The sequence below is a fragment of the Sporosarcina sp. QA0331 genome (genome assembly GCF_055808055.1).
The window spans coordinates 2,959,337-2,973,003 of sequence record NZ_CM147850.1 but is presented as its reverse complement, the minus strand read 5'-3'; the positions used below and the strand labels follow the sequence as shown (position 1 = coordinate 2,973,003).

The 13,667-nt window shown below is 43.7% G+C and carries 15 protein-coding genes and 1 riboswitch; of the genes, 14 read left to right on the top strand and 1 reads right to left on the bottom strand.

Annotated features, from left to right (window positions below; translation table 11 throughout):
• Positions 1-116: 116 nt before the first annotated feature.
• The 7 genes from AC0L13_RS15150 to AC0L13_RS15120 all read left to right on the top strand — a co-directional run bounded on the left by AC0L13_RS15150 (position 117) and on the right by AC0L13_RS15120 (position 6,620).
• On the top strand, positions 117-1,115 hold the full coding sequence (locus tag AC0L13_RS15150; protein ID WP_473641002.1) for a YecA family protein: 999 nt from the start codon (positions 117-119) through the stop codon (positions 1,113-1,115).
• 125 nt (positions 1,116-1,240) lie between these two features.
• Complete coding sequence (locus AC0L13_RS15145) at positions 1,241-1,723, top strand: NUDIX hydrolase (protein ID WP_473641000.1); 483 nt, start codon at positions 1,241-1,243, stop codon at positions 1,721-1,723.
• A 269-nt stretch (positions 1,724-1,992) separates the two neighbouring features.
• Positions 1,993-2,099: riboswitch (TPP riboswitch) on the top strand.
• Between the two features lie 78 nt (positions 2,100-2,177).
• Entirely contained in the window at positions 2,178-2,759 is a 582-nt protein-coding gene (locus tag AC0L13_RS15140; RefSeq protein WP_473640997.1) for a YkoF family thiamine/hydroxymethylpyrimidine-binding protein, read from the top strand.
• Between the two features lies 1 nt (position 2,760).
• Positions 2,761-3,342, top strand: a complete 582-nt coding sequence (locus AC0L13_RS15135) for an ECF transporter S component (protein WP_473640996.1) — start codon at positions 2,761-2,763, stop codon at positions 3,340-3,342.
• Entirely contained in the window at positions 3,335-4,702 is a 1,368-nt protein-coding gene (locus AC0L13_RS15130) for an ABC transporter ATP-binding protein (protein WP_473640994.1), read from the top strand. The genes AC0L13_RS15135 and AC0L13_RS15130 overlap by 8 nt, the downstream gene beginning before the upstream one ends.
• The gene (locus AC0L13_RS15125; RefSeq protein ID WP_473640992.1) at positions 4,683-5,438 is read left to right on the top strand and encodes an energy-coupling factor transporter transmembrane component T family protein; all 756 of its coding nucleotides are present in this window, start codon (positions 4,683-4,685) and stop codon (positions 5,436-5,438) included. Before AC0L13_RS15130 ends, AC0L13_RS15125 begins: the two co-directional genes overlap by 20 nt.
• Before the next feature lie 108 nt (positions 5,439-5,546).
• Positions 5,547-6,620 (top strand): metallophosphoesterase, encoded by a 1,074-nt coding sequence (locus AC0L13_RS15120; RefSeq protein ID WP_473640989.1) that lies wholly within the window; start codon positions 5,547-5,549, stop codon positions 6,618-6,620.
• Between the two features lie 47 nt (positions 6,621-6,667).
• Here AC0L13_RS15120 and AC0L13_RS15115 read toward each other — a convergent pair whose 3' ends face one another.
• Complete coding sequence (locus AC0L13_RS15115) at positions 6,668-6,790, bottom strand: hypothetical protein (RefSeq protein WP_473640987.1); 123 nt, start codon at positions 6,788-6,790, stop codon at positions 6,668-6,670.
• Positions 6,791-6,857: 67 nt separating this feature from the next.
• Here AC0L13_RS15115 and AC0L13_RS15110 point away from each other — a divergent pair, with 67 nt between their 5' ends.
• The 7 genes from AC0L13_RS15110 to AC0L13_RS15080 all read left to right on the top strand — a co-directional run bounded on the left by AC0L13_RS15110 (position 6,858) and on the right by AC0L13_RS15080 (position 13,665).
• Positions 6,858-7,463 (top strand): VanZ family protein, encoded by a 606-nt coding sequence (locus AC0L13_RS15110; RefSeq protein WP_473640985.1) that lies wholly within the window; start codon positions 6,858-6,860, stop codon positions 7,461-7,463.
• Positions 7,464-7,701: 238 nt separating this feature from the next.
• Positions 7,702-8,781: a ribosome small subunit-dependent GTPase A gene (rsgA, locus tag AC0L13_RS15105; RefSeq protein ID WP_473647040.1), complete on the top strand. Its 1,080-nt coding sequence runs from the start codon at positions 7,702-7,704 to the stop codon at positions 8,779-8,781.
• Positions 8,782-8,935: 154 nt separating this feature from the next.
• Positions 8,936-9,934 (top strand): dipeptidase, encoded by a 999-nt coding sequence (locus tag AC0L13_RS15100; protein ID WP_473640983.1) that lies wholly within the window; start codon positions 8,936-8,938, stop codon positions 9,932-9,934.
• A 16-nt stretch (positions 9,935-9,950) separates the two neighbouring features.
• Positions 9,951-11,177, top strand: coding sequence for a DUF819 family protein (locus AC0L13_RS15095; protein ID WP_473640981.1), 1,227 nt, complete (start codon positions 9,951-9,953; stop codon positions 11,175-11,177).
• 79 nt (positions 11,178-11,256) lie between these two features.
• Positions 11,257-11,793, top strand: a complete 537-nt coding sequence (locus AC0L13_RS15090) for a helix-turn-helix domain-containing protein (protein ID WP_473640978.1) — start codon at positions 11,257-11,259, stop codon at positions 11,791-11,793.
• 234 nt (positions 11,794-12,027) lie between these two features.
• Entirely contained in the window at positions 12,028-12,927 is a 900-nt protein-coding gene (locus AC0L13_RS15085; RefSeq protein ID WP_473640975.1) for an ABC transporter ATP-binding protein, read from the top strand.
• Positions 12,928-13,665, top strand: coding sequence for an ABC transporter permease (locus AC0L13_RS15080; RefSeq protein ID WP_473640972.1), 738 nt, complete (start codon positions 12,928-12,930; stop codon positions 13,663-13,665).
• Positions 13,666-13,667: the final 2 nt, after the last annotated feature.

Here is a 13,667-nt window from a genome sequence, read left to right as displayed (position 1 = left end):
ACAACCGGCCTAAAGGTCCAATAACTACATCAAAACAAGAAATTGGAACCGTTTCGAAAACGCCATATAAATGGTAAAATAGAAGAGTTGTAAATTTTTTAAGGGAAGTGTTATACATGATTGGTCGTAATGATCCTTGTCCTTGTGGCAGTGGAAAGAAATATAAAAAATGTTGTCAGTCGAAAGAGACTGTTACCGTTGAGACGGTTCAAATGGAAGAATTGGAAGGGATACTGCAAACATTTTATGATGTGTATCCGGAGCGGAAAGACATCCCGGACTACTTGGAATTAGCGAATGAATGGAAACGTTCATTAGATACATATTTGCCCGAAGAAGAGATGATTGAAGCGATTGTGTTGGATGAATTCTTTTTCCATCATCGACTGGACATTTGGACTGGATACTTGGACAAACAGAAGAAAAAGCAGTTACGTCCTTCCGTTTTGCGGGTGATCGACACATGGCGGCAACCGCAAGCAATCATTGGGGAAGTGATCGATGTTGAAGATAGTTACATTTCCGTGAAATCGATCTTTACAGACGAAGTCATCCGGTTGCGTCGGGAAAGTGAGAAGCCGGTACCAGTCGGCGTCCACTTATTCTGCTTCATGCTGCCTGACGGTACAGGAGAAGAAGGACAATACTTGGCCGTATCGAGCTTAATCTTCTTCCCGACAGATCACGCGGATGTATTCAAGGAATTTGCGAAGCAATTTGCAGATTATGAAGTACAGGATGTCGGCGATTTCTTAAAAGAAAATGCGATGAATTTCTGGAAGTTGCTTGGTCAAAACGGATATCAAGGCGGCGAGTTCACTGAGTTCGAAGCAGGCGTATTGCTCGATGCAATGGATTTTCTCGAAAAACATGACCGCATGTCTAGAAAGTTTTTAGACGTAGTCGAAGACTTTTTAGTGGAACAACAACCGAACGCTCGTAAAGAAACAGCGATTGCGGCTGGGGCGATCCGATTCGGCCAAGAGCATTCGTTTTTCGAGCCGCTATCTATGACGTTGAAAGAAATCGCTGAGTGGTTCGATGTTTCCGCTTCTTCCATGAATAAATATTATAAGGAACTGGATGCCTATTATAGCTCCAAAGTTATGAATTAATACAATTAAGGTCCACCTATTGCCTTTAGAAGCGATAGGTGGATTTTTAGAATCTTTCATTATTAATAGAAGATTGATAGTATTGAGTAGTGAGATAATTTATCAGAGAAAAGGGGATGGGAAAAATGGCAATGCCAACGCATATTGTTGCTTGCGGTGCACTCGTCGAAGATGATAATGGGAATTTACTAATCGTAAAAACGCATCACGGCGGATGGGTGTTTCCAGGCGGACAAGTCGAAGTGGGGGAGAACTTGATGGATGGCGTCATCCGGGAAGTGAAAGAGGAAAGCGGCATTGATGTGGAAGTTTCCCATTTGATTGGCGTGTATACGAATTCTGCAATTTATAAATGGTATGACGGAGTGACGGACGTACCGACAAAAGTGATGTTCGACTTCGCTTGCAAGCCGGTCGGCGGGGAGCTTTGCACATCGGAGGAGACGTCTGATTGCAAGTGGGTTCCTAAGGATGAAGTGCTGGATTATATTACACAACCGGCGATACGAGCACGCATTGAAGAGTATTTCAAATTTGACGGAAATGTGGAGTACCAAGAATATGTTACACATCCGGAATTTGAAGTGAAATTGAGTAGAAAAGTGTAGCGTTTTCGGCTCCATTCTGGTGGAGTTATGCGTGAAAAAAATGCTTTATGCGTCTTTCTTGCGATTTATGCGCACTTAATTACGTTTATGCGCTATTTCAAGGGTTTATGCGCAAAATAGAGAGTTTATGCGTGAATTAACGAATTTATACGTATCTGCAAGAAAGATAAGTTACAATACAGACGAAAGTACGAGTTTGCTAGTTTTCATTTACAATAAATAAATCTTCGTCTATACTGATGGCAACATAACTAATAACTACATACCGTTTTCTGCACTAGGGGTGCCCAATACTGGCTGAGATGCGAGCAACAGCTCCGATCCCTTATAACCCGATCAGGATAATTCCTGCGTGGGGAAGTGTAGTGGCTTTCCGATGTTTTCATATTGGAGAAGTGCTACATCTTCCGGGATGTAGTTTTTTTTATGAAAATTTTTCAGGAGGTTGAAGGAAATGGAATGTGGATTAAGTCCCATCGTCGGATTTCGTTTTTCGTTATATCCGATGGCAGATGATTTTGTAAGTGTAATTAAAGGAGCACTGGAAAAGACAGATACGTCGAATGTATGGATGCATACGGATGATGTATCGACCGTCATTCGAGGAAAACAAATCCACGTCTTCAACGTTGCAAAGGCAATCGCGCTGCATGCTGCGAAAACGGGTAAGCATATCGCTTTATCTGGAACTTTTTCAGCAGGATGCCCAGGGGATACGTCAGGCGATGTGTATTTGGATAAAGGGGAGAAGATCGCGAATACGGATGAGACGAAGCAATATGTGTCTTCCCAATTTGCGCTTTATCCGATGAATAATCCAGAGTATATGGAGATTATTTATCGCGAAGTGGACCGAGCGAAGGAGCAAGGCGTGTTCAATGAATCAATGCATTATGCGAGCGGCATCCATGGGGATATCCATAATGTGTTTGCATTTTATGAAGAGGCTTTCAGCAATGCACGTTCTGAAGAATATAAGCATTTGGTCATGACGGTTTCGATGAGCATTAACAGTCCATCGCACGGAGGACTGTAACATGTTGAAGTCATGGAAGCTGAAAGAGGTAGTCCTCATGTCGCTATTTTCAGTTGTGTTCGGAATCGTCTATTTGCTGTTTTTGCATGTCGGGAATATTTGGGCGGGGTTTATTGGTCCAATCGCCTATGAATGGATTTTCGGCATTTGGTTCATCGTGTCGATCATTTGCATGTATATTATTCGGAAACCTGGCGCGGCTGTCATTTCGGAAACGATCGCCGCTGCTGTCGAGGTGCTGTTAGGGAATGCAGTCGGTCCACGATTGATTCTTGCAGGTGTCATCCAAGGATTAGGCGCAGAGGCGGCATTTGCAGCAACGCGCTATCGTCGATTTGATGTATGGGTACTGATGTTGGCGGGTGTCGGTGCATCAGTGTTCAGTTTCACATATGGTTATTTCTTAGGCGGTTTTACGGTTTTCAGTACAGGTTATGTGCTGCTCATGCTTGGCATCCGGATTCTCAGCGGAGCGATGATTGCAGGGATTGGCGGCAAGGCGGTCGTCGATGGATTGCTTGCTACAGGTTCGCTCCGCGGATATGCCATTACACGTGCGAAAAAAGGTGAGGCCCGTGCGTGAAGTGATCCAGTTTGAGAAGGTAAGTTTTCGCTATCCCGATGACGAGGATTGGATTTTTGAAGATCTATCATTCTCTGTTGGAAGCGGGGAAAAGGTTGTCATTACGGGGCCGAGTGGAAGCGGTAAAACGACGATGCTCTATCTTTGCAACCGGCTGTATCCAGAAAACTGTGATGGAATCGTAAAGGGTTCTGTTACGTTATTTGATAAAGAAAGCAAGTCTTATTCTCCTGGTGAAGTGAATCGCCGGATTGCGACTGTTTTCCAAGATCCTGACGCACAGTTCTGCATGCTAACTGTCGAAGAAGAGCTGGCGTTCACGCTTGAAAACTTGAAAGTAGATCGCGAAGAAATGGATAGGCGGATTCAGGACGTTTTGGAGCTGACAGGGTTGATCGAGTTCCGTCATTCCGTCATTCAACAGTTATCCGGCGGGGAAAAACAGCGGATTGCGACTGCATGCGCATTAATTATGGAGCCGGAAGTCCTTCTTCTCGATGAACCGATTTCCCATTTAGATCCGTATACCGCAAAACAGTTCATTAGCTGGCTAGATGAACTGCAACGGAAACGGTCTTTGACGGTGTTGGCAATCGAGCATCGGCTTGACTTATGGGGCGATTTTTTCGATCGTGAAATTCAGTTGGAGCAAATGGCAAATGCGGGTCCGATGATGAAAAGGACAAGCAGCAAACAGGAACACCGGTCATTGGAGGCAAATAATGTTAGTACTGATTTTTTGAAAGACGTTTCCTTCACATTAAACAAGGGGGAAGTGGCAGTCCTTGCAGGTCCAAATGGTAGTGGAAAATCAACGTTATTGAAAGCATTGTGCCGATTGATTCCTGCAAATGGAACTGTGCACCCTTCCCATGTCGGATATGTTCCTCAATCACCGGAATTTTTATTCGTGACGAAAACAGTGCGGGAAGAAATTGCTTTCGGGGGCGGTACTGCTGCAGACGAATTGCTTGAACGGTTGCAGTTGGCGGCAGTTGCGGATTTCCATCCTTTTGCTGTAAGCCATGGGCAGAAGAGGAGAGTGGCGATTGCTGCAATGCTATGTGATGGCAGGGAAATCATTTTAATGGATGAGCCGACATCGGGACAAGATGCCGCTTCTATGGAGGAGCTGTTTCGGTTGATCGACGAGCGGGCGAGGGAAGGGGCGACCTTTTTGATCGTCACCCATGATATGGAGTTTGCTTTTTTAATGGCGGATTCGATTTTATTAATGAAGAATGGAGCTTTGACAGGGAAGTTTAATGCCGCTGAAGTTTGGCAGGACGAAAAGTTAGTCGCTGCGCATCATTTGCTTCAGCCGAAAGGGTGGGTCGAACGTGAACTCTGCTTTGCATAATATGAATCCTGCTGCAAAGTTCATCGTTGTCACGATTTGCATGTTGACGATGGCGTTCTTTTTCAATCCGTGGACGCCGCTGCTCATGTGGGTAGGCGTGATAATTGTTCAACTTCTGTTCAGCCGAATCGACTGGAAACTATGGATCCTGTTCATGATTCCGTTTTTTATTATGGCGTTCGGTTACTTTTGGACGACGCTCGTGTTTGCCGAAGATAAGTCAGGACCAGTCGTCTTGTCAATTTGGTCAATTAACATTACAGAAGTCCAGTTGAATCATGCATTGGCTTTAAGTTTTCGAGTACTCGCATTTTCCGGATTGTCATTGTTATTCGCGTTGACGACAAATCCAGTTTCATTCATTTTAAGCTTAATGCAGCAAATGAAGCTGTCACCGAAAATCGCGTACAGCATATTGGTCGGGTACCAGTTCCTGCCTGTCCTAAAGGATGAGTTTGTTCAAATCCAGCAAGCCCATCGTCTCCGAGGCGCGGAACAAGAAAGAAATGTCTTCCGCCGACTGCTACATATGCGGAAGATTCTCTTCCCGATGCTTGCGGGGGCTGTCCGGAAAGCAGAACGGGCGGCATTTGCGATGGAAGCAAGGGGGTTCACGGGAGAAAAAAGAAAAGACTTTTATAAGGTTATTCGTGTCGGCAAGGTGGATGGTTACATGGTTAGTCTTTTCATGTTACTGCTCGTAGTAAGCTGTACAAGTACTTTGTATATAAAATAATTTGCGAGGGTCCCGCTTGGAGTGGGGCCCTTTTGCCGTTCATTTCCATATGGTATAGTCATTCTTATAGAAATTCTGAAAATCGTTCAGAAAAGGGGAAATCGCATTATGATTGATGTAAGGGAATTGAAGTTGGAAAAAGGTAGAAGAGTCATCATTACGTCGGATGTTCATGCAAATCTTCCGTTGTTTCAGGAATTACTTGCGAAGGTAAATTATACGATGGAAGATTACTTATTCATCAACGGCGACCTTTGTGAAAAAGGACCGGACAGCCTGTCGACAGTTGAATTTGCGAGGAAGCTCAGCACGGAATCGGACAGGGTTTTCATTACGAAAGGGAATTGCGACGTCGTCCATGATTACGTATTCAATCATGTCGAAGGAATCAAAAACTATATGCAGCAGCGAAAGAACTCGATTTTGAATGAAATGATGAATCGCCACGGGGCGACACTTAATGATTTTGTGACGCTGCAGGAACTTGGGGAGTTTTATCGAATTCATTTCGGAGAGCTGCTTGACTGGCTAGATCAACTGCCGATAGCTTATGAAACAGACGATTTCATCATCATCCATGCAGGTGTGGAGGACATTCCTGATTGGAAGGAGACGAGCCGTGAATTTGCTTTGTACACTCCTGCTTTTTATGAAAAAGACCATCAGGCGGATAAGGCGGTTATCGTCGGTCATTGGCCAGTCGTTAATTACCGGGCAAATGCAGTGAGCTCGAACTGTCCGCTGATCGATTTGGAGAAAAAGGTAATTGCAATCGATGGTGGGAATCAAATTAAAAAAGACGGGCAATTAAACGCGCTCGTTATCGAAGAGGAAAACATTACATATACATATGTCGATGATTTGGATGAAAAAACAATTACACGAGATCATATAGACGAACTGGGGCGGGTCGGAACGGTCACTTACCCGAACTATGAATTGCGAGTACTTCAAAAAGATGACTATTTTACACTATGTGAGAATGTAAATCTTGGTATTAAGCAGTGGATAAAAAATGAATTTATTCATGAAGGTAATTGCAAAAATGACTTGAGCACGACATTTTTATCTGTTGAAAAAGGAGAAACCGTCTCCATCGTCGATGATCGTCATGAAGGATATACATTAGTGAAATCAAGCGATGGTGAAGTTGGATGGATTCCAAAGGATTGCTTAGTATAATACGAAAGCTTCGAAGGCGGATGCCTATCGAAGCTTTTTCTTATGGGTCAAAGGTCATAAAATGACAATAAAGTTGTGAAATTGATCGATAGCTTTCGGGAAATGAACGATAACTCGTCTAAATTGATCGATAACTTTCGGGGAATGACCGATAACTTTCTGCATTCCATGGGGAACAACTCCATGATCGAAAACGTCAAGCTCTATAAGAAGTAATTGGAGTCAAAAGGAGAAGTTATGTGGTTAATTAGTATGTATGTCATCGAAATGCTAGGATATATGATCGTTGCGTTACCAATCTATGTAGTCGTGCGAATGATTATCGTTAAAAGAAGAAATCGGCCGGTTAACAAATTGCATGAAGTGCTGCTCGCCTTATTCATCCTCTATATAGTCGGACTAGCCTCCCAGACAATTTTTCCGAAGTGGAGTATGGGCGTGGATGGAAGTACGGGAAAGTTCTTTTTTGATGTTTACATTTTTGATCGTCTATCGAGCGTCAATATGACTCCGTTCCGAACAATCATAAGTTACTTTCAAGCTAATGAGCATGTGAGCGGTTGGAACAGCGTTTCGCTTGTGAATCTTCTTGGAAACATGTTCGTGTTTTCCCCGATCGGCTTTTTCATTCCTTTGTTATGGAGAAGGATGGATTCATTTAAAGCAATCTTTTTCATCGGTTTTGGCGTCACTTGCTTCATCGAAGGCACCCAATACTTCATCGGTCGCAGTACGGATATTGATGATATCATCCTGAACACAATCGGCGTAATGATTGGATATTGGGTCTATCTCGTTTGGAAAGTCTTAGCTAAGCGTGAAAAAAATGTTGACCGCAAATAATCATTTTGTTATGATAAAAACAACTTTCAGAAAGTAGGTGATGTTTTATGGCGAAAATCAATATGGCTATTGCAAAATTGATCGGCACCATAATTTCACCTGCCATGCCTTCGTAATAGGCATGTTTCTTCTGTTATGCGCGTGAAAGCATGGTGTCCGATCCGGAACCATGCTTTTTTATATTTACTGACGCTTTGCGCTAATTGTGAAACGCACATAATAGGAGGATTTAACTTTGATTAAATTAAACGAATACGGATGGAATCAATTCCATCAAGAAAATATGGATACGATAGTAGAAGAACTAAAAGCGGAAAATTACGTTCCAGGACGTGTCACGCTTGAACATAAAAGAATGTTCCGCGTCATGACAGCTGAAGGGGAATGGCTCTCAGTCTGCTCGGGCGCATTCCAACATGCTGCCTATGAAAGAAGAGATTACCCTGCTGTCGGCGATTGGGTAGTTGTTGAAAAAATGCCTGGTGAAGAACGCGGCATTATCCATGCTATCCTTCCACGGACGTCACTTTTTTCTAGGAAGTCGGCGGGGACAACAATTGCTGAGCAAATCATTGCGGTGAACGTCGACATCGTTTTCCTCGTCATGTCAATGAATCATGATTTCAACGCTAGACGATTGGAACGTTACCTAGTTGCTGCCTATGATTCCGGGGCGACGCCTATTGTTGTCCTGACGAAAATGGATGTTAGCGATGATCCGGATCATTATTTGGAATTGGCGAGGGCAATCGCACTTGGCACAGATGTTTTCCCGGTGAGCAATACGACCGGGGAAGGAATCGAACGGATTACGGATTTATTGAAAAATGGCAAGACGGCGGCTTTACTCGGTTCGTCCGGCGTCGGAAAATCTTCGCTCGTCAACTCGATTTGCGGCGAAGGGAGGATGGCGGTGCAAGGCATCCGTGAAGATGACGCGAAGGGGAGGCATACGACGACCCACCGGGAACTTATCAAAATTCCTACTGGGGGCGTGCTCATCGATACACCGGGAATGCGGGAGTTCCAGTTGTGGAATGAAAGCGAGAGCCTCGATTCTGGATTCAAAGATATCGAAGAACTCGCAACGACTTGTAAATTCGGCGATTGCCGCCATGAAAGCGAACCGGGCTGTGCAATCCGAAATGCGCTCGAAACCGGAGAACTGGCGAAGGAGCGTTACGGAAACTACGTCAAACTCCAAAAAGAGCTTGCTTTCCTAGACAGGAAAATGGACCGCCAAGCACAAGCCGCTGAACGGGATAAATGGAAGAAGATAACGAAAGGCATGCGAAAGCATCCTTCGAAGAAAAAATGAATGATATAGATGCGGAAGCAGGGATAGCATAATTACCTGCTTCCGCTTTTTTGCATTTACTACCCACTTTACTTCGATTTCCGAAATCATACTCTTGTTTTAATATAGTAAATAAAATATACTATATTAAAAGTCAGTTAAAGGAGGTGGGAGAATGAAAGTATTCGATTTGCATTCGGATCTTTTTACCGATATAGCGTATCGGCGGAAAAATGGAGAAACCAATGTTTTTGACCGGATCCACTATCCGAAATTAAAAAGCGGCTATGTCGATTCTGTCATATGTGTGTTTTGGGTGGAACCAGCATTCCGGAATAATCCCTTGGCAAGGTTTGAGGAACTCTATCGCTATGTAATGGAAGACTTGCATGAGTCGTTGCATGTGAATTTATGTGTATCCACGGAAGATATGGTTGATTCGAATGAAACGAAAAAGATCAATGTTTTCCTTGGACTGGAAGGATTGACCTTTCTCGAGCGATGGGGCAAAAGTGATTTTCACGAGAATATTGAGAGCGCTTTCCCTGAACTGCATGAGAAAGATTTCAGGCACGCAATTTACGCTTGGAATGAAACGAATTTCCTCGCTAGCGGTACAGGTTCTTATAATGAAGGAATACATAAAGGGTTAACGGTGCATGGAAAGGAAGTTACCCGACTGGCGAATGCGCAGAATTGGATAGTGGATGCTTCTCATACAGATGATAAATCCTTTTGGGATCTCTATCATACGAGCGATCAGCCAATCATTGCGTCACACAGCAATGTCCGGGCACTTTGTCCACAATATCGGAACCTCACAGATGAACAAATCAAAGCGATTGCAAACGGGGGAGGCATTATCGGCCTGAATGCATACTTCGAATTCATTGACGAAAAAAATCCGACCGTCGATCGTTTCATCGACCATGCTGTTTATATTGCGGAACTGGTCGGACCGGAATATGTCGCTTTTGGCTTTGATTTTGTAGATTTCTTGGATAATCATGAAGTAGGGGCGTCATTTGATGGAACTACGGTTGGGCTTGAAACTGTCGAGCAAGTACCCGAGCTTTTATTGAAAATGGAGAAAAGGGGCTTTTCCAAGGAAGAGTTGAAGGGAATCAGTTTTGACAATGCCTTCAAATTTTTAAGCAAGCAATTAAAGGGATGAAAATGGGGGAATAAAAATGGAGAAAACACTTATTCAGCCAGATGATATGATCACCCTATGGGGGATTATCGTCGTTTGGGCAGCAGTCAGTATCTTTTTAGAGCAACGGTTTAGTTGGGCAAGTAAAATTTCTGGGGCAATCATCGCCCTCGTTGGTGCCATTATTTTATCGAATACGGGTGTCATACCGACGGAATCACCTGTCTATGACGCTGTGTGGGCATTTATTATTCCGCTCGCCATTCCGTTGTTGTTGTTCCACGTAAATTTCAAAAAGATTTGGCAGGAAAGTGGACGGATGCTCATCATTTTCTTGCTTAGCTCCATAGGGACGGTCGCAGGGACGATCATTAGCTTTTTCTTATTGAAAGATCATATCCCATATTTAGATAAAATCGGCGCGATGATGAGTGCTTCTTACGTTGGAGGCGGAGTGAACTTTGCGGCGATGGCAGGGAAGTTCGAGACGCCTGGTGAAATGGTTTCTGCGACAATTGTTGCTGATAATCTAATGATGGCGATGTATTTTGTTGTCCTGATGATTATACCTACGATGGCATTTTTCCGGAAACGTTATTCCCATCCACATGTGCTGGAAGTCGAAGCTGGGAAAGGGAAGAACGACGGAAAAACACTTGCAGAAAGTTTTTGGGCACGTAAAGATATTTCATTGAAGGATATGGCGTTGTCAGTTGGAACAGCTTTCTTCCTCGTCATTATCTCCTTTAAAATTGCAGCCTTCTTAGACGGGATCATTCCTTCTGGTGAAGATGTGTCCTTCTTCATGAATTTATTGAATGGTTTATTCGGGGACAAGTATTTAATATTGACGACATTGACCTTTTTAGCGCTTGCGCTTTTCCCGAAATACTTTGAAGGAATCAACGGTAGCCAAGAAATCGGGACGTTTTTAATTTACTTATTCTTCGTAGTAATTGGGGTGCCGGCGTCGATTCCATTAATTATTCAAAACGCGCCGCTTTTATTAATCTTCGTTGCAATTATCGTCATCGTCAATATGATCATTTCCCTCGTTGCAGGGAAGCTGCTCAAATATGACCTTGAAGACATTCTTCTTGTAAGTAATGCAAATATTGGCGGACCGACAACGGCAGCGGCAATGGCAATTGCAAAAGGATGGAAAAACTTAATAGGTCCGATTTTAGTCGTCGGCACTATTGGTTATATTATCGGAAACTATATCGGTACGACATTAGGGTTATGGTTTGCAACACTTCTATAAAAGGGAAGCCTGGCACTGTAAGACTGCCAGGCTTTTTATATGGTAAAATGAATAAAAGAAGTTAAATGAGGCGGGTAATATGTTTGATGGTCAAAAAATTAGAAAACTGCGTTCGGAACAAAATCTTTCATTGAAGGACCTTTCGGACAAATCGGGTGTCAGTGTGAGCATGATCAGTCAAATTGAACGGAGGAATACGGATCCGACGCTCACGACGCTTTATAAATTATGCAAAGGGCTCGATGTTTCGATTTCTACATTATTAGGTGCAGATGAACAAGCGTTGCAGCTTGTTCGGAAAAATGATCGAAAGTCTGTCAATTTCCCTAAGTCTAATTCGAAATACGAACTTCTCACCCCAATTAATGAAGGGACCATTGAAATGATCATGATCCATTTGGAGCCTGGTCAAGAGGATCAGCAGCTTGTCGAGCATTCAGGTGAGGAGTGCGGGTATGTCGTAAAAGGGGAAATGACAATCGTACTTGGGGATGAAGAGTATATATTGTACGAAGGCGACAGTATTCGCTTCAAAAGTACAACACCCCATCGTTTTTTCAACCACTCACAGGAAACGGCCATATCCGTATGGGCAATGACGGGGAGAGTGCTATGATATTTTGTGGAAATAGGGATTTCTTCAGCCTGAATGAAAACGCTTGTCAGCCTAGGCGAGCAACAACGGATGCGAGCGTTTGTCAACAGGCTGAGCGGGAGGACATCATTGGATGCCTCCCGTTTTTCATTTCAATCAATATATTCATGACAAATGTCATCTCAACGTATGACAGAGCATACTGAAAAAAGCTGCGCATACCTCCTATGATATTTATAAGAGGAGTGTGAGCGCATGGAAACAATTGTTGAGATCAAAAATCTATCAAAGGAATTCAAAGGGAAAAAAGCGGTGGAGGATGTCTCGTTCTCCATTCAACCCGGTGAAGTCGTTGCAATTCTTGGGCCAAATGGGGCGGGGAAGAGCACGTCAATTCTTATGATGCTCGGTTTGCTGCACCCGACGTCGGGCAACGTCTCGCTTTTCCATAAACAGCCGCAAGATCAAAAAGTACGTGAACGGATAGGAGTCATGCTCCAGCAAGTAAGCCTGATGGATGCATTGAAGGTGAAAGAGGTTCTCGCATTGTTTAGAAGCTATTATCCAAACCCGTTGTCGATGGATGAACTGATCCGATTGACCGGGTTGCAGAAAAGTGATTTGAACAAACGGACGGAGAAGTTATCAGGCGGGCAAAAGCGTCGCGTCAGCTTCGCGCTTGCGATGGCAGGAAACCCCGATCTCGTATTTTTTGATGAACCGACTGTTGGAATGGACAGCACAGCAAGGAAGGAGTTTTGGGCGAAAGTCCGGCAACTTGCCAGTGAGGGGAAGACCGTATTATTTTCCACCCATTATTTGCAGGAAGCAGATGATGTGGCGACGCGCATCCTTTTATTCAATGATGGGAAATTGGTTGCAGACGGTTGTCCGTCAACGATTAAACAAAGTTTGCTGAAGAAGACGGTTTCGTTTAAGGCTGAGGGGAATTTCCCGAAAGAACAATTTCTCGCAATGAATCATATATCAGACGTCTACGAGGAAAAGGGAAGAATCGTCATTCAAACTGAGGATACCGATCATGTACTTTCATTGCTCTTCACTGGAGAATTGGCAGTTTCGGATATTTCCATTGATAAAGGACGACTAGAAGACGCATTTGAACAATTGACGGTCGAACAGGGGGTATCGTGAATGAAAATGCTATTGAATAAATGCAAAATAGAAATGATCCGGATTTTCCGCAATCCATATTTCGTCTTCTGGTCATTGTTCATGCCAATTGTATTCTACTTTATTTTCACGAAAGTCGTTAACACAGGTGTGGATGATCAAGATTTATGGAATAAACATTTCCTTATGTCCATTGCAGTTTTCAGTGTAATGGGAAGCGCCATCATGACGCTCGGCATCCGGATGGTACAGGAGAGAAATGAAGGTTGGACGACATGGATCAAAGTGACGCCGTTGCCTAGTTCGAGCTATTTCATTTCAAAGATGGTTGGTCAATCTGCAGTACATCTTTTTTCGATAGTCGTCATTTTCATGGCAGGGATTATCGTGAACGGCGTTTCGATGTCGCTAGTGGAATGGTTGTCTTGCGCCGCTTGGATATTGATCGCATCTTTCCCATTCCTCGCGTTGGGCGTTCTCGTTGGCACGATGAAACGGGTCGATACCGCTTCAGGTGTGAGTAATATTATATATTTAGCTTTGGCGATCACGGGCGGATTATGGATGCCGATGGAAATTTTGCCGAAGACGATTCAGCAGATCGGCTCTTGGCTACCGGCGTACCATTATGGAAATGGTGCTTGGGGAATTATCCGAGGACATTTTCCGGAATTTAAGAGTATTGTAATTTTGGCGTCCTACCTGCTTATATTCATGGTATTATCGATATATATAAGAAGGAAACAGGAAGCGGTGTGAGC

Coding starts and splice junctions, on each gene's coding strand:
- AC0L13_RS15150 (WP_473641002.1), top strand. CDS start 117: ATGATTGGTCGTAATGATCCTTGTCCTTGTGGCAGTGGAAAGAAATAT.
- AC0L13_RS15145 (WP_473641000.1), top strand. CDS start 1,241: ATGGCAATGCCAACGCATATTGTTGCTTGCGGTGCACTCGTCGAAGAT.
- AC0L13_RS15140 (WP_473640997.1), top strand. CDS start 2,178: ATGGAATGTGGATTAAGTCCCATCGTCGGATTTCGTTTTTCGTTATAT.
- AC0L13_RS15135 (WP_473640996.1), top strand. CDS start 2,761: ATGTTGAAGTCATGGAAGCTGAAAGAGGTAGTCCTCATGTCGCTATTT.
- AC0L13_RS15120 (WP_473640989.1), top strand. CDS start 5,547: ATGATTGATGTAAGGGAATTGAAGTTGGAAAAAGGTAGAAGAGTCATC.
- AC0L13_RS15115 (WP_473640987.1), bottom strand. CDS start 6,790: ATGGAATGCAGAAAGTTATCGGTCATTCCCCGAAAGTTATCGATCAAT.
- AC0L13_RS15110 (WP_473640985.1), top strand. CDS start 6,858: ATGTGGTTAATTAGTATGTATGTCATCGAAATGCTAGGATATATGATC.
- AC0L13_RS15100 (WP_473640983.1), top strand. CDS start 8,936: ATGAAAGTATTCGATTTGCATTCGGATCTTTTTACCGATATAGCGTAT.
- AC0L13_RS15095 (WP_473640981.1), top strand. CDS start 9,951: ATGGAGAAAACACTTATTCAGCCAGATGATATGATCACCCTATGGGGG.
- AC0L13_RS15090 (WP_473640978.1), top strand. CDS start 11,257: ATGTTTGATGGTCAAAAAATTAGAAAACTGCGTTCGGAACAAAATCTT.
- AC0L13_RS15085 (WP_473640975.1), top strand. CDS start 12,028: ATGGAAACAATTGTTGAGATCAAAAATCTATCAAAGGAATTCAAAGGG.
- AC0L13_RS15080 (WP_473640972.1), top strand. CDS start 12,928: ATGAAAATGCTATTGAATAAATGCAAAATAGAAATGATCCGGATTTTC.